Annotated in this window: 21 protein-coding genes and 2 pseudogenes; 17 read left to right on the top strand and 6 right to left on the bottom strand. The window is 59.1% G+C overall.

Annotated elements, in window-relative coordinates; genetic code table 11:
• The first annotated feature begins 32 nt into the window (after positions 1 to 32).
• The 6 genes from ACYBHZ_RS11700 (at position 33) to ACYBHZ_RS11725 (ending at position 4,895) form a co-directional block, all read left to right on the top strand.
• Positions 33 to 2,318, top strand: a complete 2,286-nt coding sequence (locus ACYBHZ_RS11700; protein WP_460274462.1) for a bifunctional salicylyl-CoA 5-hydroxylase/oxidoreductase — start codon at positions 33 to 35, stop codon at positions 2,316 to 2,318.
• Positions 2,315 to 3,058: an SDR family NAD(P)-dependent oxidoreductase gene (locus tag ACYBHZ_RS11705; protein WP_460274463.1), complete on the top strand. Its 744-nt coding sequence runs from the start codon at positions 2,315 to 2,317 to the stop codon at positions 3,056 to 3,058. Before ACYBHZ_RS11700 ends, ACYBHZ_RS11705 begins: the two co-directional genes overlap by 4 nt.
• A complete protein-coding gene (locus tag ACYBHZ_RS11710; RefSeq protein WP_460274464.1) occupies positions 3,055 to 3,495 on the top strand; it encodes an acyl-CoA thioesterase in 441 nt (146 codons plus the stop codon). The genes ACYBHZ_RS11705 and ACYBHZ_RS11710 overlap by 4 nt, the downstream gene beginning before the upstream one ends.
• Entirely contained in the window at positions 3,492 to 3,905 is a 414-nt protein-coding gene (locus tag ACYBHZ_RS11715; protein WP_460274465.1) for a RidA family protein, read from the top strand. The genes ACYBHZ_RS11710 and ACYBHZ_RS11715 overlap by 4 nt, the downstream gene beginning before the upstream one ends.
• Positions 3,898 to 4,287 carry an acyl-CoA thioesterase gene (locus tag ACYBHZ_RS11720; RefSeq protein ID WP_460274466.1) on the top strand — a complete coding sequence of 130 codons (390 nt, stop codon included), beginning with the start codon at positions 3,898 to 3,900 and terminating at the stop codon, positions 4,285 to 4,287. The genes ACYBHZ_RS11715 and ACYBHZ_RS11720 overlap by 8 nt, the downstream gene beginning before the upstream one ends.
• Positions 4,288 to 4,430: 143 nt before the next feature.
• Positions 4,431 to 4,895 carry a MarR family winged helix-turn-helix transcriptional regulator gene (locus tag ACYBHZ_RS11725; protein ID WP_460274467.1) on the top strand — a complete coding sequence of 155 codons (465 nt, stop codon included), beginning with the start codon at positions 4,431 to 4,433 and terminating at the stop codon, positions 4,893 to 4,895.
• Positions 4,896 to 5,348: 453 nt separating this feature from the next.
• Here ACYBHZ_RS11725 and ACYBHZ_RS11730 read toward each other — a convergent pair whose 3' ends face one another.
• From ACYBHZ_RS11730 to ACYBHZ_RS11740, 3 genes are read right to left on the bottom strand one after another with little or no spacing between them, the layout of a single operon-like run.
• Positions 5,349 to 6,158, bottom strand: a complete 810-nt coding sequence (locus ACYBHZ_RS11730; RefSeq protein ID WP_460274468.1) for an SDR family NAD(P)-dependent oxidoreductase — start codon at positions 6,156 to 6,158, stop codon at positions 5,349 to 5,351.
• Positions 6,155 to 6,997 (bottom strand): fumarylacetoacetate hydrolase family protein, encoded by an 843-nt coding sequence (locus tag ACYBHZ_RS11735; RefSeq protein ID WP_460274469.1) that lies wholly within the window; start codon positions 6,995 to 6,997, stop codon positions 6,155 to 6,157. Before ACYBHZ_RS11735 ends, ACYBHZ_RS11730 begins: the two co-directional genes overlap by 4 nt.
• Positions 6,998 to 7,000: 3 nt before the next feature.
• Positions 7,001 to 7,426 (bottom strand): cupin domain-containing protein, encoded by a 426-nt coding sequence (locus ACYBHZ_RS11740; RefSeq protein WP_460274470.1) that lies wholly within the window; start codon positions 7,424 to 7,426, stop codon positions 7,001 to 7,003.
• 365 nt (positions 7,427 to 7,791) lie between these two features.
• On the opposite strand from ACYBHZ_RS11740, the gene ACYBHZ_RS11745 reads away from it, so the two are divergent.
• The 11 genes from ACYBHZ_RS11745 (at position 7,792) to ACYBHZ_RS11795 (ending at position 21,216) form a co-directional block, all read left to right on the top strand.
• Positions 7,792 to 8,583 carry a cyclase family protein gene (locus ACYBHZ_RS11745; RefSeq protein ID WP_460274471.1) on the top strand — a complete coding sequence of 264 codons (792 nt, stop codon included), beginning with the start codon at positions 7,792 to 7,794 and terminating at the stop codon, positions 8,581 to 8,583.
• Between the two features lie 12 nt (positions 8,584 to 8,595).
• Positions 8,596 to 10,161 (top strand): phytoene desaturase family protein, encoded by a 1,566-nt coding sequence (locus ACYBHZ_RS11750; RefSeq protein WP_460274472.1) that lies wholly within the window; start codon positions 8,596 to 8,598, stop codon positions 10,159 to 10,161.
• Entirely contained in the window at positions 10,158 to 10,604 is a 447-nt protein-coding gene (locus tag ACYBHZ_RS11755) for a MarR family winged helix-turn-helix transcriptional regulator (protein WP_460274473.1), read from the top strand. The genes ACYBHZ_RS11750 and ACYBHZ_RS11755 overlap by 4 nt, the downstream gene beginning before the upstream one ends.
• Before the next feature lie 1,176 nt (positions 10,605 to 11,780).
• Entirely contained in the window at positions 11,781 to 12,794 is a 1,014-nt protein-coding gene (locus ACYBHZ_RS11760; protein ID WP_460274502.1) for a thiamine pyrophosphate-dependent enzyme, read from the top strand.
• Positions 12,795 to 12,821: 27 nt separating this feature from the next.
• A complete protein-coding gene (locus ACYBHZ_RS11765; RefSeq protein ID WP_460274474.1) occupies positions 12,822 to 14,372 on the top strand; it encodes an indolepyruvate oxidoreductase subunit beta family protein in 1,551 nt (516 codons plus the stop codon).
• 4 nt (positions 14,373 to 14,376) lie between these two features.
• Positions 14,377 to 15,921: a phytoene desaturase family protein gene (locus tag ACYBHZ_RS11770; RefSeq protein WP_460274475.1), complete on the top strand. Its 1,545-nt coding sequence runs from the start codon at positions 14,377 to 14,379 to the stop codon at positions 15,919 to 15,921.
• A gap of 130 nt (positions 15,922 to 16,051) precedes the next feature.
• A complete protein-coding gene (locus tag ACYBHZ_RS11775) occupies positions 16,052 to 17,593 on the top strand; it encodes an ABC transporter substrate-binding protein (RefSeq protein WP_460274476.1) in 1,542 nt (513 codons plus the stop codon).
• Positions 17,594 to 17,659: 66 nt separating this feature from the next.
• Positions 17,660 to 18,667, top strand: a complete 1,008-nt coding sequence (locus ACYBHZ_RS11780; RefSeq protein ID WP_460274477.1) for an ABC transporter permease — start codon at positions 17,660 to 17,662, stop codon at positions 18,665 to 18,667.
• On the top strand, positions 18,660 to 19,526 hold the full coding sequence (locus ACYBHZ_RS11785; protein WP_460274478.1) for an ABC transporter permease: 867 nt from the start codon (positions 18,660 to 18,662) through the stop codon (positions 19,524 to 19,526). The genes ACYBHZ_RS11780 and ACYBHZ_RS11785 overlap by 8 nt, the downstream gene beginning before the upstream one ends.
• Positions 19,523 to 20,416: an ABC transporter ATP-binding protein gene (locus ACYBHZ_RS11790; RefSeq protein ID WP_460274479.1), complete on the top strand. Its 894-nt coding sequence runs from the start codon at positions 19,523 to 19,525 to the stop codon at positions 20,414 to 20,416. The genes ACYBHZ_RS11785 and ACYBHZ_RS11790 overlap by 4 nt, the downstream gene beginning before the upstream one ends.
• A complete protein-coding gene (locus ACYBHZ_RS11795) occupies positions 20,413 to 21,216 on the top strand; it encodes an ABC transporter ATP-binding protein (RefSeq protein WP_460274480.1) in 804 nt (267 codons plus the stop codon). The genes ACYBHZ_RS11790 and ACYBHZ_RS11795 overlap by 4 nt, the downstream gene beginning before the upstream one ends.
• Before the next feature lie 46 nt (positions 21,217 to 21,262).
• Here ACYBHZ_RS11795 and ACYBHZ_RS11800 read toward each other — a convergent pair.
• From ACYBHZ_RS11800 to ACYBHZ_RS11810, 3 genes and pseudogenes are all read right to left on the bottom strand, one after another.
• Positions 21,263 to 21,454 (bottom strand): annotated as a pseudogene (locus tag ACYBHZ_RS11800) (IS6 family transposase); the annotation flags it as partial.
• Positions 21,455 to 21,640: 186 nt separating this feature from the next.
• A pseudogene (locus ACYBHZ_RS11805) lies at positions 21,641 to 21,917 on the bottom strand (IS30 family transposase); the annotation flags it as partial.
• A 233-nt stretch (positions 21,918 to 22,150) separates the two neighbouring features.
• Positions 22,151 to 25,312: an autotransporter outer membrane beta-barrel domain-containing protein gene (locus tag ACYBHZ_RS11810; RefSeq protein ID WP_460274481.1), complete on the bottom strand. Its 3,162-nt coding sequence runs from the start codon at positions 25,310 to 25,312 to the stop codon at positions 22,151 to 22,153.
• Between the last annotated feature and the right edge of the window lie 22 nt (positions 25,313 to 25,334).

Here is a 25,334-nt window from a genome sequence, read left to right on the forward strand (position 1 = left end):
CTAACCGAAATCAAACAGGGAAAGTTTGCGCCATGAAAATCGCCATTCTCGGCGGCGGCCCCTCCGGCCTCTACTTCGCCATCTCGATGAAACTCCGCGACGCATCGCACGACGTCACCGTCTATGAACGCAACAAATTCGATGACACCTTCGGCTGGGGCGTTGTGCTGTCAGACGAAACCATGTCGAATTTCGAGGACAACGATCCTGTTTCCGAAAAGATGATCCGCGATCACTTTGCCTATTGGGATGACGTCAAAGTCGTCCGCGGCAATGAGGCCATGACCTCCGGCGGTCACGGCTTCTGCGGGATCGGCCGCAAACAAATGTTGCTTCTGCTGCAGGATCGCGCTCGCGAGCTGGGCGTAAATCTGGCCTTTGAATCGGACATCACCCCGGAGCGCATCGAAGAGTTGAAAGCCTCCCACGATCTTTTGGTGGCCGCAGACGGTCTCAACTCCAAAACCCGCAGCATCTACGAGGACAAGTTCCAGCCCGAGATCGACATGCGCAAGAACCACTTCGTCTGGCTCGGCACGCATCAGAAATTTGACGACGCGTTCACCTTTATCTTTGAAGAAACCGAACACGGCTGGATCTGGGCGCATGCCTATCAGTTCGACGATGACACCGCGACCTTTATCGTGGAGTGCGGACCGGAGACCTACAAAGCTTTCGGGTTCGACACGCTGTCACAGCAGGACAGCATCGCGCTCTGCGAGAAAATCTTTGCGAAACATCTCGGCGGCCATCCCTTGATGACCAACGCCAACCACATTCGCGGTTCGGCTTGGATTCAATTCCCACGCGTCACCTGTGAAAACTGGTATTTCGACAACGTCGTTCTTCTGGGCGATGCCTCGGCCACCGCGCACTTCTCCATCGGTTCGGGCTCAAAGCTCGGGATGGAAAGCGCGATCATGCTGGCCGACGAGTTGAGCTCCGGCAAACCGGTGCAGGAGGCCCTTCAAAGCTATCAGGACGAGCGTAAATTGCAGGTGATCCGCGTCACCTCCGCCGCACGCAACTCCACCGCATGGTTCGAGGAGGTCGAACGCTATCTCTCTCTCGACCTCATGCAATTCAACTATGCGCTTCTGACCCGGTCTCAGCGGATCAGCCATGAAAACCTGCGTCTGCGCGATCCCGAATGGCTGGGCTCCGCCGAAGCGTGGTTCCAGAAACAGGCCGGAAGCAATTCCACCCGCCGCCCGATGTTCGCGCCGTTCAAACTGCGCGACATGGAACTGGTGAACCGCGTCGTCGTCTCCCCTATGGCGCAATATAAGGCCAAAGGCGGAATGCCGACCGACTGGCACCTGATCCATTACGCGGAACGCGCCAAGGGCGGTGCCGGGCTCGTGTTCACCGAAATGCTCTGCGTCTCGATGGAAGGCCGGATCACCCCCGGCTGCCCCTGCATCGGCGAGGAACATGTCCCGGCATGGTCGCGTCTCGTGGATTTCATCCACGCGGAAACCCCCGCGAAACTCTGCGCCCAGATTGGCCACGCGGGCCGCAAAGGCTCCACCCGTCTCGCTTGGGACGGCATCGACAAACCCCTGCCCGAGGGCGAAAACTGGCCGCTTCTCTCCGCCTCCGCCATCCCGCTGATGGAGGGCAACGTGGTGCCCAAGGCGATGGACCGCGCCGATATGGACATGGTCAAAGCCCAGTTCATTGACGCCGTGCAGGCCGCCGCCAAAGCCGGGTTCGACATGATCGAAATGCACGCTGCTCACGGCTACCTCCTGGCCTCATTCATTTCTCCGGTGACGAACACGCGCGACGATGAGTATGGCGGCAGCCTTGAGAACCGGATGCGCTACCCGCTCGAAGTGTTCCACGCGATGCGGGCGGCTTGGCCTGCCGAGAAACCGATGACCGTCCGCATCTCCGCGCACGACTGGATGGGCGATGCGGGCATCACCCCCGAGGAAGCCGTCGAGATTGCGGCCCTGTTCAAAGCCGCCGGCGCCGATGCAATCAACACCTCGTCGGGACAAACCGACAAGGCCGAACAGCCGGTCTATGGCCGCATGTTCCAGGTGCCCTTCGCCGACCGCATTCGTCAGGACGTTGATGTGCCGACACTGGTCGCTGGCAATATTTACGAGCCCGATCACGTCAACTCGATCCTGATGGCCGGGCGCGCGGACCTTGTCCTTCTTGCCCGCCCGCACCTCGCCGATCCCTACTGGACCCTGCACGCCGCGGTCGAGCTGGGCGACGAGGAACAGGCATGGCCTGCCCCCTATGAGGGCGGTCGTCGTCAGGCCAACACCTTGGCCGAACGCGCGAAAGCGATGGCTTCATGAGCCTCGCGGGCAAAAAAGCCTTTGTGACGGGCGGCGGCTCCGGGGTCGGGGCCGTCATCGCCACCATGCTTGCGGACGCAGGAGCGGAGGTCACGATTTGTGGCCGCCGCCGCGCACCTCTGGAGGCTGTCGCAGCCACCCATCCGAATATCACCGCTGTCGTCGCCGACATCACAGATGAGACGGCGATCTCTGACGCCATTGCGACCTGCTCCCCCGACATCGTCGTCGCCAACGCAGGCGCATCCGAAAGCGCACCGTTTGCGAAAACCGAACTGGCCGCTTTCGAGCGCATGATGAATATAAACCTGACCGGCACATTTCTGACGCTGCGCGAAGGTGTGAAAGCACTCCATGGCAAGCCATGGGGCCGTCTGATCGCCATCGCCTCCACCGCCGGGATCAAGGGCTACCCCTATGTCGCGCCATACGCGGCCGCCAAACACGGTGTCGTCGGCATGGTGAAATCCCTCGCCCTCGAGCTGGTGCGCAAGGGCATCACCGTCAACGCTATCTGCCCCGGCTTTCTCGACACCGAGATGACGGAACGCTCCATCGCCAATATCGTCGAAAAAACCGGCCGCACGCCCGAAGAGGCGCGCGCCTCTCTGGAGGCCACGAACCCGATGCACCGCCTCGTGCCACCCGAAGACGTCGCCCGCGCCGTACTCTGGCTCTGCGGTGAGGGCTCCGATATGGTCACCGGACAATCTATTTCGATTTCCGGAGGTGAAACATGAGCGAAGTTTTTACGCTCAAGCGACAGGTTGAATTCAACCATTGCGATCCCGCAGGCATTGTCTTCTACCCACGTTATTTCGAAATGATCTCTGCCGTGCAGGAACGCTTTTTTGCGGATGCGCTCGGGGCCAGCTGGGACCACTTGATCCAACAGGGCATCGGCACGCCGATGGGTGATATTCAGGTGCGGTTTTCTGCGCCCTCGCGGCTTGGCGACTGGCTCTCCTTTGCCTTGCGCGTTCAGCGGATCGGACGCGCCTCCGCCACGCTTGTGATCGCCTGTACCGAGGGCGATGAACTCCGCTTTACCTGTCGGGCGACCATCGTTCAGGCCACCGTGCCCAAAGGACGCTCCCTGCCCTGGTCCGACAGCGTCCGCGCAAAAATGACAAAATATCTTATGACCTCCCAAGAAGAACGAAAGACACGCGCATGACTGCTCTCACTCCTCACATGTTTTTGCAGCCCGACGGATGGGTTCCGGCAAAAGGCTACGCCAACGGTATGCTTGCCGAAGGCCGACTGATCTTCACCGGCGGCCTCGTTGGCTGGAACGCCGAGCAGAAATGGGAACATGAGGACATGGTGGGTCAATTCCGCCAAACGCTCGAAAACATCGTCGCCGTGCTCGCCGAGGCCGGCGCAAAGCCCGAACACCTCGTGCGACTGACGTGGTACATCACCGACAAACAAGAATACGTTTCGAACCTGCGCGCCTTCGGCGCCGCCTATCGCGACGTGATCGGTCGACACTTCCCATCGATGGCCGTTGTACAGGTCGTCGCCCTGATGGAAGACGAAGCAAAGGTGGAAATCGAAGCCACCGCCGTGATCCCGCATGAGTGACACGCCCAAATCTCCTGAACAGCCTCCCGTTCTCATTACCGTCGCCCCCTACGATCAGGTGACCCCGCGCGGTTACATCTTTGGCGGCTGGATCATGGCACAGATCGACCACGCAGCCGGGCTTGCTGGCCGCAAAATCGCCGAAGGCGACGTGATGATCGTGTCTGTAAAGGAGATGGATTTCCTCGGCCCTCTGGCGCCCGGAGAGGAATTTGTCATGCATGCAGAGCTCACGCGGCGCGGCAACAGCTCCTTTACATTGTCTCTATCCGCCACTGCCGAACCTCACACAGAGGCGCGCCCGGTAATGCGTGCCAATGTGACACTGGTCGCCGTAGATGCCTCCGGAAAACCCCGAAAGCTGCCTGAATTGGTTACATAATCCAATTCCTGTTGTCCCATAAACAGGAGTCCCCCCCGCACCAGAGCGCGGGGGATTTTTCATGACAGTCAAGCTTCCGCTTTACGGTCAATCTGAAAAGTCGATATATGAAACAAATAATCAGCTTATCGAGTGGAGGCCATATGCCGACGGAAGACATCCATAAAGTAGAGAACGAAAGCCTCGCCCGTCAGAGACTTCGGCTTTGGCTGCAAATGCTCAAGGCTGTGCGCCATGTCGAGGCCACGCTGCGCGAGCGGTTGCGCGAAGGCTACGACACAACACTTCCACGCTTTGACGTCCTCGCCGCCCTGCACGCGACGCCCGAGGGCATGAAAATGAGCGAACTCTCCCAACATCTCGTTGTCTCAAACGGCAATGTCACAGGCGTGGTTGATCGGCTCGTGAGCGAAGGCCTTGCAGAGCGTCAAACCATGGAAACCGACCGTCGTGCGTTTCTAGTCCGGATCACCGATGCAGGCAAACGCTTGATGGATGAGATGACCGCAGAGCATTTGAACTGGATCGACGGCATGTTCGAGAACGTGTCCGAGGCCGACGCTGCGCGCGGCATTTCGATCATGCTCGACATTCGTCATAAGCCCTAGGCTTAAGCCCCATTAATCGGCTTGCGCTGGTGCGATGCACCGAAGGAACACGGACCACCCAAGACGCTCTGCAACCGTTGGAAGCGGGCATGTGCATAGATCAATGCCTCGCCCGCGTCTTGCCGCAAACGGTGTGAGGACTACGTGAAACGCGTCTCCTATTCGCATCGAGGGCAGGCTGATCGCCGATTGTGTAAGCCCCCAGTCGCCTCGCCGCGACTGTAAGGCTGCGCACATCCCAGATGGTTAGAAAAACCTTGATCAGGGTCAGGTCAAAGCGGATCTGGCGTGGATCGGTCATGGAAAAATGCCGAGCATGTCCTGTCAGAAATTGGAAGCCACGCGGCTAAAAGTAACTGGCCGGGGCTGCCAAACCGCTGATCATAAGCATGCCCCACGACCACCGGATCGGCGCGTAGAGCATCTTTATTTTTCCTTTCAACTCTGAAGCTCTCAGAGAATCCCGGTTTCCTTCGCCACGCGCCGATAGCCGGCACCGGCGGTGAAGCCGCCATCGATGACAAAGTCTTCTCCCGTAATGAAACCCGAGGCATCTGACGCCAAGAACAGCACGAGCTGCGCCACTTCGTCAGCTTCGCCAGCCCTCTGCATCGGGGTCATTCCGATCATCGGCCCAAGATGCGGCGAATTTCGGTTGAGATCTGTCACGATCAATCCCGGGCAGATCGCATTTACGCGAATACCGGCATCCGCGAATTCCATCGCCGCAGTACGCGTCAGCCCGCGCACCGCCCATTTCGAAGCGGTATAGGCCGGATCATAGTGACCGGAAAAACCACTGTTCGACGAAATGTTGACGATCGAACCACCGCCGGTTGTCGCCATCATCTCAGCCGCGAGTTTGACACCGATGAAGCAGCCGGTCGCATTGACCTCAACCACTCTCTTCCATTCATCCACGGACATATCAGAAATGGTTTTCCGATTGATGATACCAGCGTTGTTCACAAGGATGTCGAGGCGCCCCGTCCAGCTCCGGATCAGGGAAAAGGCCTCACTCCAACCAGCTTCCGAGGTCACATCCAACGCCAGGAATCGGACGTTATGACCTTCGGCGGCAAGTCGTTCAACCAGCGCTTCACCTTCGGGAACGAGCACATCGCACAGAAGGACCGACGCCCCGGCCACGGCAAGCATTTCGGCCTCAACGGCACCTTGCCCACGCGCTGCACCTGTGACAATCGCCGTCTTGCCTGTCAAATCCGACAGCGCCTTCTTTGCTTTTTCAAAATCCACACTCATGCTTGCACCATCCGCTGACGTTGCTCCCCAAGGCCAGTCACCCCGAGTGTCACCACCTGACCTTCTTTCAGGAAGGTCGGAGGCTTCATCCCCAGCCCGACGCCCGGAGGCGTACCTGTCGCGATGATATCGCCGGGTTCGAGGGTCATGAACTGTGAGATATAGCTCACCAGCTCGGCCACACCGAAGATCATCGTTTTGGTATTGCCCGTTTGCCGACGTTCACCATCGACATCGAGCCACATATCCATGTTCGATATGTCTGCGATCTCGTCCTTGGTTGCGACCCAAGGGCCAACAGGGCCAAAGGTGTCATGCGATTTACCTTTGGTCCACTGACCGCCGCGCTCCGACTGGAAAGCACGCTCAGAGACATCGTTGACCAATGCGTAGCCCGCGACGTATTCGAGCGCTTCGTCCTCGGAAACATATTTCGCCCGCGAACCGATGACGACGCCCAGTTCGACTTCCCAGTCGGCTTTCGTCGAACCGCGGGGAATTTCGACATTATCATTCGGACCGCAAATGGCATTCGGTGCCTTCATGAACAGGATCGGCTCCGCCGGAGGTTCCTTGCCTGTTTCTTTCGCATGATCGGCATAGTTCAGACCAACGCAGATGAATTTACCGGGACGCGCGATCGCCGCGCCAATCCTCGGGGTGCCTTCAACCTTTTGCAGGCTGGAGGCGTCAAGCTTTGCCAGAGTTTCGAGCATCTCAGGCGCCAACGCGGCCCCATCGATGTCCGACACATGAGCGGAGAGGTCGCGGATCGCGCCTTCCCCATCGATCAAGCCGGGCTTCTCGGAGCCGACCGCACCATATCGAACTAGTTTCATCGATCAGGCCCGCCGATAGCCTTCGAGAGACTCGTCCGGCACATCGGGCAGATTGGTCACAAGGTTGTCCGGGGTCCGGCAGGTCAACCAAACGAGTTCTTCGGTGGTCGACATGTTCACTTCGACATGGGGCATGAAAGGCGGCACGAAAACGAAATCGCCGGCGAACATGTCGATATACTCCTTATAGCCTTCGCCAAAATAGATACGACCGTGGCCTTTGAGAACATAGCCGCCGGTTTCACATTCTTCGTGGTGGTGCGGGGGCGAGCGATGTCCGGGTTCGTTGGAGACGCGACCGAACCAGATTTTAGTTGCGGGCGTATGCTGCGGGCTGACGCCGGACTTACGGACGCATTCACCAGATTGCAGCGTGGAGTCGTCGAGCTCTTCGGCCCGAGTGACAACGGGGACGACTTGATCGGCCATGGAAATTCCTCCCTTTGAGGTTCGGTCGTAACAAAAGCGCCCAACAAGACGCGAAGCGCAAGGTCGAGAATGCACATTATATTTTAAACCTCAAGCATTTTGTGCAGCCTCCAGAGACATGCCCGAACACGGCCCCACAAAATGAAAGATGGAAAGAATCAGTTTTAGGGCCAGTGTTTCCCATAATACTCGAAAATATGAAGCGATTTCGTTAGGCTGTCGCCCCATTTTTATGCATTTGCATATGTTTTATCATTTAAATTCAGAAAAATGGCACCTTCATTAATCTTTAGCCTTGAAGCAAAAAAATATATGCGATTGCATATGTTGGAAAGTAGCAACCAATCCAAAACAACAGGGAGCACATGATGACCAATACGGATGCACTCGCCCAACTCGCCTCCGGCCTGCTCACAGGATCGATCAAAGTGATCGACTGCGCGGCCGTTCTCGGACCGAACACCCCACTTTTGAAACTGCCGCCAGAGATCGCCGACGACACACCGCCGATCGAAATCCACAAAATCTCCGAATATGGTGACCGTGGTCCGTTCTGGGCATGGAACTGGCTCAAACTCGGCGAACATTCCGGCACACATTACGATGCACCGCACCACTGGATCACGGGCAAGGATTACCCGGACGGCGCCGTCGACACGATCGATCCGCAATATTTCGTCGCCCCCGCCAATGTTATCGACTGCTCGAAAGAGGCGGCCGCCGATGTGGATTTCCTTTTGACGAAAGACTTGTTGATCGCGTGGGAAAAAGAACACGGCGAGATCAAGGAAGGCGAATGGGTGCTGATGCGCACCGATTGGGACCAATATAACAACGACACTGACAAGTTCCTTAATGCCGATGAGACCGGCCCCCACACGCCGGGGCCGTCCGTTGATTGCATCGAGTATCTGATGGAGAAAAAGGCGCTTGGCTGGGGCACACAATGCGTGGGCACAGACGCCGGTGCAGCCGGCGGCTTTGAGCCGCCCTACCCGGCACACAACCTGCTGCACAAGAACAACCGTTACGGTCTGGCCTCTCTCACCAACCTCGACAAGTTGCCGCCGAAAGGCGCGATCCTGATCACCGCACCGCTGAAGATCGAGAACGGAACCGGTTCGCCGGTCCGCGCCCTCGCACTCGTGGCCGAATAAGGAGCACGCCCCATGCCGTCCCCCCTCGATATTGCGATCATTGGCTCTGGCATCAACGCACTGACCGCAGGCGCGATGCTCGCCAAATCCGGCAAGAAAGTCGAACTCTTTGAGCGCGAAACGGTCGCGGGTGGCTGCATGCGGACGGAAACATTGGCCGAGGGAGTCACATACGACCCCCTCGCCACCACTTTCGTGCTTTGGGTGACCGGAGCAGCGCATGGGGCCTTGGGCGAGGACCTTGCAAAGCACGGCGTCGAATTCTGCGCCACCGACACCCCCACGGGCGTCCTGCTCCCTGATGGCAGGGCGCTCACCTACAAGATGGACCGCGCGACAAATGTTGCTGCGTTCAATGCCTCTCATTCCGGGGATGGCGACCAACTTGCCGCCGATCTGGACGCGTTTGCCGCCGACGCCGAACTGCTGTTCGGCCTGATGGGCGGCGACCCTTGGTCCAAGTCCACCGCCAAACTGCTCGCCAAAGAAGCCTGGAAACGCAAACCTCACGGGTTGGCCGCGACCATGGGGGGTGCCCTTCAATCCATGCGCAGCTGGCTGGAAACCTCGTTTGAAAGTGATCTGAACCGCGCGCTTTGGGCGCCTTGGTGCCTGCACGCCGGGCTCGGCCCCGAAGCTGCCTTTTCCGGCCAGATGGGTCAGGTGATCGGTTTTGCGCTTGAACTCGCCGGGGCGCCTGTCATCAAAGGCGGATCAACCAATCTGGTTCGCGGGCTGATCGCTATCATAGAAGAGCACGGCGGCACGGTCACGACCGGGGCCGAAGTTGCCGAGATTGTCGTCGCGAACGGCGTGGCGACAGGCGTGAAGCTTACGTCGGGCGACGTTGTAAAAGCCGGCAAAGTTTTGGCCTCGACCACGCCCAACCAACTCTACGAGAAACTCGCCCCTGCGCCGGAGCGCAAGGACGACCTGCGCAAATACCGTTACGGCAAGGGCAACTTTCAGCTGCACTATTTGCTCGACGGTCCGGTAAAATGGAAAACCGAAGGCCTCGACGCCGTCCAGCTTCTGCACATCACACCCGGCCTCGACGGGGTGTCGAAAGCCGGGAACGAAGCCGAGCGCGGCCTATTGCCCGAAGTTCCGACCATCTGCGTTGGCCAACCCTCGGTTGCAGACCCGACCCGCGCGCCCGCCGAACAATCCGTCCTCTGGCTGCAACTCCCTGAAGCGCCTCGCATCGTCAAAGGCGACGCCAAAGGTGAAATCGAGGCACCCGCAGACGGGCAATGGACCGAAGCATTGCGCGAGGCCTACGCCGATCGGGTCGACGCCATTCTCGCCGACCACATCGAAGGTTTCAGCGACCAGATCGTGACCCGCCGCGCGATCTCTCCCGCAGATCTCGAAGGCTACAACATGAACCTCGTGGGCGGAGATCCGTATGGCGGGGCCTGTAATCTCGAACAGTTCTTCCTCTGGCGTCCTTTTGCCAACAGCAAACGTCACGACACCGGCATCAAGAACCTCTACCACATCGGCGCCTCGACCCACCCCGGCCCCGGCCTTTCTGGCGGGTCAGGCTTCCTCACCGCGAAGGAGCTGGGCGCATGATCGACAATCCGGAAGAACTTGAGGATTTCACCCCCTACCTGATGAACCGCATCATGGCGCGCTACAACAAGGGTGTCGAAACGACGCTCAAAGAGGTCGGCGTCTCGGTTGCCCAGATGCGCGCCCTGACCGTTTTGGCAGAAGGCGGCCCCTGCACGATCAACGAGTTGTCGGTGTTGACGGTGATCAAGCAATCGACGCTTTCGCGCACATTGGACGCGATGGAAGCCGCCGGGCTTATCCGTAGAGAGGCCGACACGACAGACAACCGCATCCGCAAGATCACCCTGAGCGAGGCCGGCGAGGCAGCCCACGCCGTTGCCTGGCCGGCGATGGAACGTATGCGCGACACGATGCTGGCCACGCTCTCAGACGAAGAGCGCGCAACCCTCAATCTTTTGTTGTCGCGGGTGCTCCACGACATCCGCCACCACGATTTCTGAAAACACCTGTGCAAAGCACAGACACACGCACCAAGGAGACCACCCATGGCTGAAAGATCCTTCGCCAAGGAAGTCCAGAAACTCAAAAAAGGCGACGGGGAGGTCTTCACCGGCGAAGGCATTCTCGGCATCACCAAGGCGCTATTGGAAAACGGCGTCGGCTATGTCGGCGGCTATCAAGGCTCGCCGATTTCGCACCTCATGGACGTTCTGGCCGATGCACAGGAGATCCTCGGCGAACTCGGCGTACATTTTGAAGCCTCCGCCAACGAAGCAACCGCCACGGCCATGCTCGCGGCTTCGGTTCATTATCCGATCCGGGGTGCTGTGACCTATAAATCCGTGGTCGGCACCAACGTCGCCTCGGACGCTTTGTCCAACCTCGCCTCGGGAGGCGTGACCGGTGGTGCGCTGATCATCGTCGGCGAGGATTTCGGCGAAGGCTCCTCGATCATGCAGGAACGCACCTATGCATTTGCAATGAAATCGCAGGTTTGGATGCTCGATCCGCGCCCGAACCTCCCTTGTATCACCAAGGCAGTCGGCGATGGTTTCGAGCTTTCCGAGGCGTCCAATACACCTGTGATGTTGCAGGTCGGCATTCGTTCCTGCCACGTCCATGGCCACTTCACCGCCAAGGACAACAAGCGTCCCGCGGTCACTGTCTCCGATGCGCTCGAAAATCCGAAACGCGATCTCAGCCGGATCGTTCTGCCACCGGCCACCTATCTGCACGAAGAAGAAAAGCTCACCAAACGCCTGCCCGCCGCGCAAAAGTTCATTATGGACCGCGAGATCAACGAGCGTTTCGGCAAGAAAGACGCCAAGGTCGGCCTGATCCTGCAAGGCGGTAGCTATAATACGGTCATCCGCGCCCTCAACCGTCTGGACCTTGCCGATCTCTATGGCGACACAGACGTCGATATGCTGGTGCTCAACTGCATCTACCCGCTGGTTGACGATCAGATCATGGACTTCTGCGAGGGCAAAGACGCCGTTCTGGTGATCGAAGAAGGCCATCCGAATTACATCGAGCAACAGATCGCCACCATGCTCTACAAGGGCAGCAAAACGGTCAAGCTCGAAGGCAAGGGCATCCTGCCCATGGGCGGGGAATACACCGGTCAGGTTATGGTCGACAGCCTCGGCGATTTCTTCAACCAATACGCCCCCGGCATGCTTCCGGTGGCAAAAGTGGCAAGCAACGAAGAGCCGGTCGCGATCCCCGATCTGTCCAAAACACTCCCGGCTCGTCCGCCGGGATTCTGCACCGGCTGCCCGGAACGCCCGATCTTTGCCGCAACAAAACTTGTGGAAGAGGAACTTGGTGAGCACCACATTTCTTCGGACATCGGCTGTCACCTTTTCTCCATCATGCCGCCGTTCAACCTTGGCGCGACGACTATGGGTTATGGCCTTGGGCCGGCCTCGGCTGCAGCGTTTCATAACGAAAACAAGAAAGGCCGCCGCTCGATCTCCTTCGTGGGTGATGGCGGATTCTGGCACAACGGCCTGACGTCTTCTGTCGGCAATGCGGTGTTCAACAAATCCGACAATGTTATCGTCATCGTGGACAACTTCTATTCCTCGGCGACAGGCGGTCAGGACATCTTGTCGTCTCGCGCCTTCAACAAGACGAAGCAGACACAGAACTCCATCGTCGATGCCTGCAAAGGCATGGGGGTGAAATGGGTGCGCCAGATTGATCGCACCTATGACGTCACCAAAATGCGCGACACGCTCAAAGAAGCTCTGACAACGGAAGAGGAAGGGCCAAAGGTCATCGTTGCCTCGTCCGAGTGCATGCTCAACAAACAACGCCGCGTGAAACCGGAGATGGCCAAAGCCGCAAAAGAAGGGCTGCGCGTCGTCAAACCCCGTTTTGGCGTGGACGAAGATGTCTGCACGGGGGATCACGCCTGTATGCGCCTCTCCGGTTGCCCGTCCCTGTCTGTAAAGGACACCGGCGATCCATTGCGCGACGACCCGGTGGCTGCCATCGACCAGACCTGCGTCGGCTGCGGCAACTGTGGCGAGGTTGCGGATGCTGCCGTGCTTTGCCCATCTTTCTATCAGGCCGAAGTGGTGAGCAACCCGACCTCGATCGAAAAACGCCGCGCCAAACGGGCTTCTAAAGTCATCTCCTGGCTGCAAACACGCCGCGACGCGAAACGCGTGGCCTTTGCCTGATGCAGCCGGATACGAGGAACAAAATCAATGAACATGCAAGCCAAACCGATTATTGCCCGCCGCTCTCCCGGTCCTGACGGGGAAAAGGTTATCACCCTCGCCGCCCTCGCTGTGGGTGGCCAAGGTGGCGGCGTTCTTACAAACTGGATCGTCGATGTCGCCGAGTCCAACGGATACAACGCTCAATCGACCTCGGTTGCAGGCGTTGCCCAGAGGACAGGCGCAACGATCTACTACATCGAGATGTGCCGCGACACGGGTCGCCAACCGGTTTTCGCCCTGTCACCTGCCGTTGGCGACGTTGACATTCTGATGGCGTCAGAGCTCATGGAAGGCGGTCGCGCGATCATGCGCGGGTTCGTGACCCCCGGGCGCACGACACTCATCGCATCGACCCACCGCATTCCGGCTGTTTCCGAAAAAATCGTCCCCGGCGATGGCCGCGCGAATGGCCCCGAGGTGCTTGAGGCCATGGGCATTGCAGCGGACCACGTGGTTGCATTCGACATGGAAACCGTCGCAAAAAAGGCTGGCTCCGTGATTTCGTCCTCTCTTCTCGGCTCACTCGCGGGCTCCGGTGCCCTGCCGTTTTCGCGCGAGAGCTATGAAGAGGTCATTCGCAAATCCGGCCGTGGTGTCGAGGCAAGCCTGCGCGCCTTCGGCGAGGCCTATGACATTGCCAAAGGCACAAAGCCCGCGCCCGTTTTCGAAGAAACACCGGCGCCGCCGGTTGCTCTGCTTCACATCCCCGAGAAGCTTAAAAGCAAGTGGGCGTCCCTTGAAACGCGCCTCACCGCCCTCCCGAGCGAAGTACAGGAGATGGCAGGTCTCGGCCTCAAAAAAGTCGTCGACTATCAGGACATCGACTACGGCGCGCAATACCTCGACATGGTCGAAGAGCTTGTTGCCCTCGATAGCGCCCCCTTTGACATGAGCGTGAACGCCGCAAAGTATGTCGCGCGCGCCCTCTGCTATGATGATCTTCTGCGTGTCGCAGACATCAAAACGCGCGCCTCTCGCATGGCGCGCGTCAAAGACGAAGTCGTTGTAAAAGACGATCAGCTGATGATGTTGACCGAATACTTACACCCGCGCTTTGAAGAATTCACCACCACGCTTCCAAGAGGCTTGGGCAAGTGGGTTCAAAAACGCAAAAGCTTCGAGAACCTCTACACCAAGTATTTCGACAAAGGCCGTCGCATCCGCACGGACAGTCTCAAAGGCTTCATGATGCTCTGGATCGTCTCGTCCCTGCGCCCGATACGCCGCAAATTGCTGCGTCACGAAAGTGAAATGGCCCATGTCGAGGCATGGTTCTCCGCAGTTAAATCCGTTGCGTCCGCCGATCCGGCGCTCGCGTCCGAATTGCTCGCGAACTACCGCCTGATCAAAGGCTATTCCGATACGCACACACGCGGCCTGTCGAAATTTGCCCGCGTTATGGGCGCGCTCGACCTGTTGAAAGGCCGTCAGGACGCAGCCGACTGGATGCGCCGCCTCCGCACCGCCGCCCTCGATGATGAAAAGGGCGATGGGCTTGATGGGGCTCTGGCCACCATCAAAAGCTTTGCAGGCTAAACCTATGGGTGAGATTCTCCTGATCGGTGCCGGCATCAACGGTCTCGTTGCAGCTGCGGAACTGTCCCTGCGCGGAAAAAAGGTGCGCATTCTTGAACGTGGCCTGACCCCCGGTGGCGCCGTGCGCACCGAGGAACTCACCCTTCCCGGCTTCCGGCATGATGTTGCCGCGATGAACCTTTCGATGTTTGCCGGATCTGCGTTCATGGCCGCCCATGGCGCAGAGATGGCCGAACACGGCATGGAATTCGTTCCGGTCGCCCGCCCGTTCGCACAGGCGCTTGAACCCGGCGACTATGTCGGGGTTTCAACAGACCTCGACGAGACGCTTGCAACATTCGCGTCCGACACAGACAAAGCGACGTGGAGAGAGATGCTCGCGGAGTTTCCCGCGCAAGCCGCTGTGATCGGCGGGCTTCTCGGCACGCCGATGCGCCGAGGTCCGCTGCTCAAATTCTTCTGGAAAACATGGCGGCGCGTTGGGACCGCGAAATCGCTCGAGATTGCGCGCTTTCTGCTCTCGACACCACGGGCGTGGCTTGAGGACACATTCGAAGACCCACGTCTTCGCACCGCCCTCTCCACATGGGGCCTCCACATCGACTTTGCGCCGGACATCGCGGGCGGCGCGATCTTTCCCTATCTCGAAGGCATGGCCGGACAAGCGATGGGAATGGTCATCGGCAAAGGCGGCGCGGACGTGGTGACTCGCGCGCTCGTTTCCTTGATCGAAGCCCACGGAGGACGCATCGAGTGCGACACCGAAGTGACCGAAATCCTGCATAGCGAAGGCCGTGTCACTGGCGTCGTCGCGAATGGAAATAAGATTGAAGCCTCAACCATTATGGCTTCGCTCGCGCCGAAGCACCTGCTACGCTTGATTGGCGGAACGTCAGGCCACCCGCGATATGATCGGGGCCTCGAAAAATTCAGACACGCACCGGGCACGATGATGGTGCACCTTGCCCTCGACGCCCCGGTGCCCTGGCTCAATGACGCCCTCGAAGGCTTTGCCTACGTGCACATTGGCCGGTCCATGGATGCCGCTGCTGCGACCTACGCACAAGCGGTCGCAGGGCTGCTCCCAGAGTCCCCCCTTCTCGTTGTGGGGCAGCCCTCCCTTTTTGACCCGAGCCGCGCACCGGAGGGGAAACACACCCTTTGGGTGCAGGCACGGGTCGTCCCCGCTCAGATCAAGGGGGATGCAAAAGGTAAAATTTCCGAAAAAAATTGGGAGGATGTGAAAGAAGCCATGGCCGAACGCGTTCTCGACCTGATCGAAGAACACGCACCAGGCCTGCGCGCGCGCATTCTCGCCCGTCGCATCGTTTCCCCCCTCGATCTCGAAGCGGAAAACCCCAATCTCGTGGGCGGGGATCAGGTTTGTGGGTCGCATCATCTCACCCAGAATTTCCTCTTCCGACCTGTGCTCGGATTCGCAGACGGTCGCTCCCCGATCCAAGGACTGTCCCTGATCGGCGCTGCCGCATGGCCTGGTGCAGGCACGGGTGCTGCTGCCGGCCATTTTGCCGCCAAAATGATCAAATAACAGGCGAAAGGTCAGGACTCTTGTCCACCACCCACCTTAATGCTTTAAATATGAAATAATAACACTCAAGATAACAACAAAGTCCCTGATCATAAATCGGGTCAAAAATCGTCAACAGGAGAGACACACAATGACTGCAAACGGACATCTGACACGACGCGGTTTTATGGGAGCCTCTGTGGCCCTCACGACGCTCCTCGCGTCGGGCGCCGACGTGATGGCGCAAGACGTCAACAGCCTGACCATCGCATACAACATTCCTGTTCAAAGCTGGGATCCGACCACCGGTCCAGCCGCTGTGAACCCTGTGCTTCAGGCCGTGTACCTGTCGGTGTTCGACCGTTACATCGCCCAAAATCCGGACCTGTCCTTCGGTCCGGGCCTTCTGACCGAATGGGGATTTAGCGAAGACAAGACGAAAATTACCATGACCGTCCGCGAGGGCGTGAAATGGCACATCGGAACGGAACTGACACCCGAAGACATCGTCTGGTCGCTGGAGCGCGCGGCGAACCCTGACACCGGCAACCCGATGCAATTCGTCTGGGGTAAGATCGGCAATTTCTCCGTCGACGGTCAGGTCATCACCGCAGATGTCCTCGAATTCGAACCAGCCCTGTTCAAATGGATGGCGTTCCTCACCGCCTTCGTTCTTCCGAAAGCCTATTACGAAGAAGTCGGCGCAGAAGGCTTTGAGAAAGCTCCCGTCGGCACCGGCCCCTACATGGTCGACGCCTTCGAACAAGGCGCCTATGTCCGCCTGAAGGCCTTCCCTGACTACTGGGGCGGCGCCCCGGCTTTTGAGACGGTCACGATTAAATTCGTAACGGATGCTGCGTCCCGCGTCGCAGAGGTCGAAAGCGGCAACTCCGATGTCACCGTCAACATCCCCTACGAAGAATATGACCGCCTGATTGCGAAAGATGGTCTTTCCGGCGAGGCCGTTCCGATCACCGATATCGGCATGATCTTCCTGAACGACATCGACGTAATGCTCGACAAGAACGTGCGCCTCGCAGCCCATCACGCGATCGACAAACAACTGATCATCGACCACCTTCTGCGCGGCTATGGCGTGCCGCTCTCGACCCTCGAAGCTCCGGGCTACGCCGCCTATGACGACAGTATCGTCGTGGAATATGACCCTGAAAAGTCGAAAGAATTGCTCGCCGCCTCTGGCTACTCGACCGACAATCCGGTGAAGTTCACAATCCAGACCACGCGCGGCCTGAAGCCGAAAGATTACGAGATGGTTCAGGCCATCGTCGGCATGTGGCGCAAAGTCGGGATCGAAGCCGAGATCGAAGTCTACGAGATCGCCAAACACTACGAATTGCGCGCGACGGACCAATTGGCGCCTGCGGCCTTTTACAACTGGGGCAACTCGATCGGCGACCCGTCGACCTCGACCGGTTTCTCCATGTTCGGCCCCTCGCCGCACGCAGTCTGGGACAGCGAAGACCTCGTCACCAAAATCGCTCCGCTCTTCTCCGAGCCGGACGAGGCGGCGCGCATTCAAGGCTACAAAGACGTCTCCCGCTACATCGCGGAAGAAGGCTATGTCATCCCGCTTGTGCAATACGTGATGCCCATCGTTTTCTCGAGCGATATCGAAGTGACCCCCTATACCTCCGGCGATCTTCTGCCGCAGGCCATGACCCCCGCGAGCTGATCGCGCACCTGTTCCGGCGCTCTCGTTCCCTGAGCGCCGGGACGCTTTTCCGACAGCGAGACATCCATGCTTCTCAAGACAGTTCTGACCCGGCTTGCGACCACGCTGGTGACGCTCTTTGGCGTCGCGATCGTGGTGTTCACCCTTGTGCGCGTCGCCCCCGGCAACCCGATCGCAATGATGCTGCCGCCCGGTGCCACCGAGGAAGACATTGCCAATCTCACCCGCCTTTATGGCTTTGACAAAAGCCTACCGGAACAATTTTTCATCTGGATCGGCGGCATCATTCAGGGCGATTTCGGCACCTCCATTACGTTGCGCCAGCCTGTAGTCGAGTTGGTGCTTGGGCGCCTTCCCGCAACATTGGAGCTTTCGATCCTGGCGCTCATCATTGCCGTGGCACTCGGGGGTGCAATCGCCGTGATCGGCGCGCGCAAACGCGGGACAGGCACGGAGGTCGGTCTCGATCTTGCCAACGGTGCCGTGCTCTCTGTCCCGGATTTCCTTTGGGGGCTGATCTTTGTGCTGCTGTTCGGCGTGCTTTGGCCGGTTCTTTCAATCTCCGGTCGCATTGATCCACGCCTAGATTTCGACTTCTCCACAAATTTCTATGTGATCGAAGGCATTCTCCGCGGGCGCCTCGATGTGATTGGCTCGACCCTGTCGCATATGCTGATGCCCGCCATGTCTTTGGCCCTGCCCCTTGCCGCAATGATCGCACAGCTTTTGAAACAGTCTCTCAAAGAAGTTCTGCATCTCGACTACACGACGCTGGCGCGTGTCCGTGGCTTCTCCGAAACCGCCGTGATCCTGCGCGAAGCGCTTCGAAACGCCGCTTTGCCAACGCTGACGCTCATCGGAGTCCAATTCACCTTCCTGATCGGCGGCACCGTCATCGTGGAGCGCATCTTTGCCTACGAAGGTCTCGGCAACATGGCAATCGACGCCGTGATCAACCGCGACCTGCCTCTCATTCAGGGCATCGTGATCCTCTTTGCGGCCCTCTTCATCGTCATCAACCTTTTGGTTGATCTGTCCTACACACTTCTGAACCCGAGGCTGCGTCATGGCTGACACCTCTGTTTCCGCCCCCCGTTCCCGCAGATTGCACGCGCCGAACTTTCGACTTTGGCTCCCGCTGGTGTGGATCACAATCGTTGTCGCCGCCGCACTATTCGCGCCCTATGTCGCGCCGCACGATCCTCTGGCGCAAGACCTGATGCTTGAGCGCTTGCCGCCTTGGTTTGTCTCAGGCGCGGAACCGGGCTATTGGCTTGGAACCGACAGCCTCGGACGCGATGTGTTGTCACGTATGATCTATGGCGCGCGCATTGCGCTGATCGTGAGCCTCACCGCTGCTCTGGCGGCCTGTCTCTTCGGCACGATCCTTGGCCTCATCGCTGGCTTTTACGGCGGTTGGTGGGACCGGATCATTTCCCGCCTCGTTGACGTCTGGATGGCATTTCCACCCGTCCTCTTCGCCGTGCTTTTGGTGGCGGTTCTGGGCACCGGACTTTGGTCCGTGATCCTCGCGATTGCGGTGATCGACTGGACCCGCTTTGCCCGGGTGATCCGCGCAGAAACCATGGTGCAAGCTCGGATGGATTACGTCGACAGCGCACAGATCGGGGGGGCAAAACGCATGACAACGCTGGTGTCCGAAATTCTGCCGAATGTGCTTCCTTCGGTTATCGCGCTCCTAATGCTGGAAATGGGCATCGCGATCATCGTCGAAGCAATCCTCAGTTTTGTGAACCTATCGATTTCCTCGGATGACCCAACTTGGGGTGCGATGATCGCCGAAGGGCGTGGCGCCATCCACTTCGCATGGTGGGTGCTCTTGTTCCCGCTGATCACGCTTTTCCTGACGGTGTTGAGTTTCTCCACGCTCGGGGAAGGTCTTAAACGCCATTTCGACCCGGTGCAGCAATGACCCACACCCCACATCCCCCGACACTCGACATCATCAAACTCAACATCGCCCTTCCCAACGGTCTCCGGCTTCTTCGGAATGTCTCCCTAACGCTTGAGCCAGGAGAAGTTCGTGCTCTTGTGGGCGAAAGCGGTGCCGGGAAATCGATGATCGGGAAATCCGTTCTCGGCATCCTGCCGACGAATGTCTCGATCACCGAGGGGGAGATCCTGCTTGAGGGCGAGCACCTCAACATGATGACACCCTCGACACGGCGCAACGTGGTCGCGCAGGCTGCGGCGCTCATTCCTCAAGACCCGTTGACCGCACTGAACCCCGTCCGCAAAATCGGGCCGCAAATCGTTGACCCGCTGGTGCGCATTCAAGGCTGGTCGCGTCAGGACGCCGAGGCGCGGGCCCTCGATCTTTTGGATCGTGTCCACATCCGTGATCCGAAGCGCGTGATGAACAGCTACCCCCACGAGCTTTCAGGCGGGATGCGACAACGCGTGCTGATCGCTGCGGCCTTTGCCCCCTCGCCTCGGCTGATCGTCGCGGATGAACCGACCACCGCGCTCGATGTGACTGTGCAAAAGCAAATCCTACGCCTCATTCGGGAACTGCAACAGGAGACCGGCACTGCGGTCCTCTTTGTCACCCACGACATGGGAGTCGTCGCGAAGATCAGCCAAAAGGTCACGGTGCTTTTTGCCGGAAAGGTGATGGAGGACGCGCCGACACGCGACGTCTTCACAAATCCGCAGCACCCCTACACCCAGGCGCTGATCGCAGCGACCCCGAGCTATGCCGATCTCGCGCGTCCGTTCTCTCCCGTACCTGCCTCGCTGATCGCAGATTTGCACAGCCAGATCGCTCGGGACGACCAGCTTTACGTCGGAGGCCGCTCATGACCGCGCTTTTTTCCGTCCGCGATCTACGCCTGTCTTTCCCGGATCGGGCGCATAAGCCCTTGTTCGGGGCCGCCCCGCGCAATGAGGTGCTGAAAGGGTTCAGCCTCGATATCCCGGAAGGTCAGATCACCGGCATCGTCGGCGAGTCCGGCTCCGGCAAATCGACCTTCGGGCGGGTGCTTGTGCGCCTGCTAGAGCCGGATAGCGGGCAAGTTCTTTTCGACGGTCAAGAAATCGGTCATCTAGACGAGACCGCTTTGCGCCCTCTGCGCCGCGATCTTCAGATGATTTTTCAGGACCCGATGTCCTCTCTGAACCCGCGCCACAAGGTCTGGCGGATCATCAGCCAGCCAATGAAACGCTACGGGCGTGGCGGCACCAAAGCAGATGTGATGGCGGCATTGGAAAAGGTAGGGCTGCCGGTGGCTTTCGCGGACCGCTACCCGCATGAGCTTTCGGGCGGTCAACGGCAGCGGGTCGGCATCGCACGCGCCATCGCGCTCGAACCTCGTTTTATTCTGGCCGATGAAATCGTCTCCGGGCTTGATGTCTCTTCACAGGCACAAGTGCTTTCGCTTTTGAAAGAGCTGGCGCGCGACATGGGATTGACGGTGGCGTTCATCTCCCACGACCTCTCGGTGATCCGCCATCTCTGCGACAATGTGATCGTGCTGAACCATGGAGAAGTTGTCGATCATGGCTCCGTCGAAAGGGTGTTCGAAACCCCGCAGTCTAACATCACGAAAACGCTGCTGTCGGCGATTCCTCTGCCAGAGTTGGACGATGACTGGCTCGTGTAAGTTTCAAAGTCGTAAAAGAACAGGATAAAAGCAGTCCCCGGAAAAACTGCCTCATGCGGCGTTTCCGGATCGCTGTGGCAAACAAAGGACCAAACCGGTGCCACCAATATCGGACAGTTTCATGGTTCACAACCACGCCACGCTCTTGGAGTAGATCTTCGACATTTCGGAACTCAAGCGGAAAACGGATGTACAACATTCCCGCAAGCCGGATGATTTCAGGGCCTGCCCCTTCTATATCTCGATTGTGCCATGATTGTCCTGTCAGCGACCCTGGCCGAGGTTACTGACGGGGCGGCGTATGGCGTCTGGGCCATGTGGCCTGACCACGCGACCCGGCTCGGCTTATGGTCTGGCATCCGTGTGATGTCTCGCGTGCGCGGCAGCCATTTCCTGACCCGTCGGTTGGAGGTCTCGACAGTGCCTTTCTGGCCCGCCGCTGAGGCGGCTTACGGTGTTCCCACAGAGACCACCAAAGCTCCTGCGCCATGCCTTCCGTGGAATAGATGTAGCGATAAATCATCTCCTGACAGACACGCAGTTTCGCGAGATCGGGGGGCTTGATCAGCTTGCGTTGTCGCGAACGTCGCTTTCGAGCGCATCAACACACACGCCATCTCACAAACAGGGACTTCAGCACTCAGCCAGCGCTCGCTTTTACGTCGCCCTTCGATGTTCAATTGCTTGTAAGAGCCAGACATGGCACAACCTCACCATTATCTAACCAATTGTTTTATAACATAAGCATCAGCTCAAAGTAGCGCGCACCACCATGATCAAGGCATCCAATCGCTCATGCGTGGAGTGGGTCGCGGCGCGCAGTCGGTCGGTGAGTTGCGTTGGGAGATTTCAGCCAACTGCTGTCATATGTTTGGCTTTCAAAGAGAGGGAGCCCCCCGGCCTGTTGCCGGGAGGGTGATATCTATGCAACGCGTCAGAACTGGAGATCGAGGCGTGCGCCCAGACCGTGCGTCGCGGAACCGGACTGAAAGGCACCCTCATAGGACAGTCCCAGAACGGAACCGGGTGACAATTGAACATCGACCCCCGCTTTCACGATTGCACTGTCACGCTCCAGAGGCGCGCCCGTCACGGTGAAGCTGTCGCTGTCGACAAAGCTATGCACAGAGTTAAAGTCGGTGTCACCAAAGGCATGTTGCCAGCCCAGAGTGCCGGACAGCCGCGCGGATCCAACCCCGAGCGCCAGCGCGTGATCGGCGCGCAGACCCAGCGTGGTGAAGGTGGTCTTGCTGGTGTCGCCCTCGACCGTCAAAGCCGCAGCCCCGCCCGTCTCCGTGAACCCATCTGTCTCAAGCCGCATGAGCGCCAGATTGGCAAAGGGTTCAAACCGTGTGTTGCCGCGTTCAAACCCATAGCCCACTTCACCAAAGGCCTGCATGGTCTTGGCCTCATAAGACCCGGTCAAAGTATCGGTGTAGCTGGTCCCGGAAATCTGCGCGATTTCGACACTGCGGTTGCTCCGCAGATCGTTCTGGCTCCACGAAATCCCCGAACGCAGGGTCCACGCCCCCCAGCTTTTGCCGGCATAGGCACCGAGGTGATAGCTGTCGCTCGACACATCAGAGCGCTCACTGTCATAGGAGGCGTAGCCAAAGCCCGCCATCAAGCCGATGTTCCAATCATCGAACCCGGCGCCATCCAGCCCCATGACGAGACCATGCGCCATGCGCTCGACGTCTTGCGCCTCACCGTCGCCGTCCAGATCGCTCCAGGCACCATAGGTGGCGGCCCAGGGCGTCAGGCGATTGGTGCGATAGGGCTCTTGGAAACCCGCGCCTTGTGAGACGAAATCGCCCTGTTCGCGCGAGGTTTCAAGCGCCAGAAGGCGTGCGCCCATGGCATCACGCACCAAGGTCCCATCGGCAATCATTGCACTGCGGGTCGTGGCGTGAATGTCCCCGGACAGCTGATCCAGGGCCGCGGCCGTGCCGCCGGACTGGACGAGATAGAGCGTGTTGTAGAGATCGCTGCTCTCGCTCATGGCGTTGATCGCGGTGCCGACTGCAACTTGGTTCGCGGTCTGGGCGGCGGCGGTGAAATCCGGTCCTGTGGGCGTGTCATCGTCTCCCGAGCCTGAGCCTGAGCCGTCATCCGGGTCGTCGCCGGGATCCACAGCCTCGCCAATCGTCAGAGTCAGGTCCGTATCGCTATAGGTGGCGGTAAAGGTGGCATAGTCGCCGGTCTCACTGATGTCTTCAAACGTGCCCGCAAGGCTCTCGCCGCTCAGAACGGTATATTCCCAACCCTCCAGATAGGAGATGCCACTTTGCACCACAGCCGCAATTTGCGCGCCCGCGTCGATGGTGATGGCGCCGTCGACCGTGACCTGATCGCTGACGCCGTTCTCCCCCATATCGACCAGGAAGGTCGAGCCGTCCTCAAACACCAGATCGCCCGCAAAATTCAGCGCGCCGATCTCATTCGTCAGCCCCGGCGCAAGTGTGCCACCCGACCCGATCGTCGCGGTGTAATACTCCTGCGTAGTCTCGGTTTCTGTGACCATCTCATAGGTGTCGAAATCGAAATATGTGGTGGTGATGATGATCTCCGTATAGCCAAGCGATCCGGTTCCCCCCAATGTACCGCCATCGGAGACCGAGATCGCACCGCCAAAGCTGTCCGTGAACAGAGCCGTGCCGCCGGACACCTCGATCTCGCCGTTATATTCAAGACCATTGCCGTTAAAGATCGTCGTCCCCGCGATCTGTTTGATCGTGGCCGTTCCGGTCTCTTCGAAGGCCGTGACGAAATCGGCGTCGATCTCAAGGTCCGTCTCCGTGTGGTTCAGCACGAATTGGCTGGTCCCCTCACCGAACCGAATGGTTTCGGTGCCCGCGAGTGATCCGGCTTCGATCGCCGCCTCTCCCTCGGCCGCGCCGATGTTCACGACACCCTCCCCAAGTTCGTCACTGCTCAAAAGCAGATAAGCATTGTCGCCGCCGCCTGTGCCCGCCGAAACCGTGCCGCCATAGGACAGGTTGAGAACCCCTTCGCCATAGGTGCCGATGCTCAATCCGTTGACGGTTTCAAGGGTGGAGCCTTCACCCGACACGGTCAGCACGGCCCCTTCGCCCCCATAAAGGCCCGAACCGAGGGAAAAGGTGTTGGAAGAGACGGAGGCACCGTCGAGAATATCGAATGTCCCGAAACTGCCTGCGGTCAAGGTGATGCTCCCATCGGACTCCAATGTCGACCCTGCGCCGGTCACGACCACGGACCCGGCGGAGGTGTCCGAACCCACTCTCAAAGAGCCAGCCATGGACAAGCTGCCGCCGTCGGAGAGGGTCAGGGTGCCATCTGATGAGCGGCCGATGTCGGCGTCATCAACATTGATCATCTGCGCACCGCCGGAAATCGTCAGGCTGCTGCCGTCGCTGCCTTCCGCCGCCGTGACATAGAGGTCGCTCTCATTGAGATCGACCAAGGCGCCATCATCGACCAACATCGTGCCTTGCCCGTTCTGACCGATATTGATCCGTCCGACTGAGACGCTTGTGCCATCGCCTGTGATGGTGACCGTGCCAGAGGTGTCCGCGCCATATCCGATTTGCAACGCGCCCCCGTTGAGGACTGTCGCACCGTCGGAAATGGTCAAGGTGCCATCGCCGGTCTCCCCCACGCGAAACCCGACGCCCAGAGCGTTGAGGGCATCGACCACAGTGCCCGACCCGCTGATGGTGACGCTGCTGGTTTCGCCCGCCGTGTTGCCAATCGCAAAGCGCTCGGCCTCAAACAATGCATCGTCGTCGATGGTCAGATCGGCGGCACCGTCGGTGCCGACGTTGATATATGTGCCTGTGCCCGTCCCCCCGGAGAGGCTGATGTCGCCAGAGCCAAGATTGACCTCCTGAGTGCCATCAGGAAGTGTGCCATCGGCCCAGTTCCCGACCTCCTGCCAGTCGGTATCCACGGCCCCGGTCCATTCGGCGGGCGAGAGAGATTGCGCCCGGGTTGCATCGGGCAAAAACGCGATCAACAGGCTGAGCGTCAAGGTCGACACACTGGTGCGCAGAATGAAACTGGCGCCGCGTTGGGTGTGTGCGAGAGTGCGGGTTTGTGCGAGAATATTGGACATGTTGTGTCCCCGTTTGATGTGT

Source organism: Celeribacter sp. ULVN23_4 (assembly GCF_054788345.1).

What these genes read in the sequence shown, in the direction of transcription:
- ACYBHZ_RS11775 (WP_460274476.1), top strand. Translation starts at nt 16,052, where the DNA reads ATGACTGCAAACGGACATCTGACACGACGCGGTTTTATGGGAGCCTCT.
- ACYBHZ_RS11765 (WP_460274474.1), top strand. Translation starts at nt 12,822, where the DNA reads ATGAACATGCAAGCCAAACCGATTATTGCCCGCCGCTCTCCCGGTCCT.
- ACYBHZ_RS11770 (WP_460274475.1), top strand. Translation starts at nt 14,377, where the DNA reads ATGGGTGAGATTCTCCTGATCGGTGCCGGCATCAACGGTCTCGTTGCA.
- ACYBHZ_RS11730 (WP_460274468.1), bottom strand. Translation starts at nt 6,158, where the DNA reads ATGAGTGTGGATTTTGAAAAAGCAAAGAAGGCGCTGTCGGATTTGACA.
- ACYBHZ_RS11790 (WP_460274479.1), top strand. Translation starts at nt 19,523, where the DNA reads ATGACCCACACCCCACATCCCCCGACACTCGACATCATCAAACTCAAC.
- ACYBHZ_RS11710 (WP_460274464.1), top strand. Translation starts at nt 3,055, where the DNA reads ATGAGCGAAGTTTTTACGCTCAAGCGACAGGTTGAATTCAACCATTGC.
- ACYBHZ_RS11795 (WP_460274480.1), top strand. Translation starts at nt 20,413, where the DNA reads ATGACCGCGCTTTTTTCCGTCCGCGATCTACGCCTGTCTTTCCCGGAT.
- ACYBHZ_RS11750 (WP_460274472.1), top strand. Translation starts at nt 8,596, where the DNA reads ATGCCGTCCCCCCTCGATATTGCGATCATTGGCTCTGGCATCAACGCA.
- ACYBHZ_RS11720 (WP_460274466.1), top strand. Translation starts at nt 3,898, where the DNA reads ATGAGTGACACGCCCAAATCTCCTGAACAGCCTCCCGTTCTCATTACC.
- ACYBHZ_RS11745 (WP_460274471.1), top strand. Translation starts at nt 7,792, where the DNA reads ATGATGACCAATACGGATGCACTCGCCCAACTCGCCTCCGGCCTGCTC.
- ACYBHZ_RS11700 (WP_460274462.1), top strand. Translation starts at nt 33, where the DNA reads ATGAAAATCGCCATTCTCGGCGGCGGCCCCTCCGGCCTCTACTTCGCC.
- ACYBHZ_RS11725 (WP_460274467.1), top strand. Translation starts at nt 4,431, where the DNA reads ATGCCGACGGAAGACATCCATAAAGTAGAGAACGAAAGCCTCGCCCGT.
- ACYBHZ_RS11715 (WP_460274465.1), top strand. Translation starts at nt 3,492, where the DNA reads ATGACTGCTCTCACTCCTCACATGTTTTTGCAGCCCGACGGATGGGTT.
- ACYBHZ_RS11810 (WP_460274481.1), bottom strand. Translation starts at nt 25,312, where the DNA reads ATGTCCAATATTCTCGCACAAACCCGCACTCTCGCACACACCCAACGC.
- ACYBHZ_RS11740 (WP_460274470.1), bottom strand. Translation starts at nt 7,426, where the DNA reads ATGGCCGATCAAGTCGTCCCCGTTGTCACTCGGGCCGAAGAGCTCGAC.
- ACYBHZ_RS11755 (WP_460274473.1), top strand. Translation starts at nt 10,158, where the DNA reads ATGATCGACAATCCGGAAGAACTTGAGGATTTCACCCCCTACCTGATG.
- ACYBHZ_RS11760 (WP_460274502.1), top strand. Translation starts at nt 11,781, where the DNA reads ATGCTTCCGGTGGCAAAAGTGGCAAGCAACGAAGAGCCGGTCGCGATC.
- ACYBHZ_RS11735 (WP_460274469.1), bottom strand. Translation starts at nt 6,997, where the DNA reads ATGAAACTAGTTCGATATGGTGCGGTCGGCTCCGAGAAGCCCGGCTTG.
- ACYBHZ_RS11705 (WP_460274463.1), top strand. Translation starts at nt 2,315, where the DNA reads ATGAGCCTCGCGGGCAAAAAAGCCTTTGTGACGGGCGGCGGCTCCGGG.
- ACYBHZ_RS11780 (WP_460274477.1), top strand. Translation starts at nt 17,660, where the DNA reads ATGCTTCTCAAGACAGTTCTGACCCGGCTTGCGACCACGCTGGTGACG.
- ACYBHZ_RS11785 (WP_460274478.1), top strand. Translation starts at nt 18,660, where the DNA reads ATGGCTGACACCTCTGTTTCCGCCCCCCGTTCCCGCAGATTGCACGCG.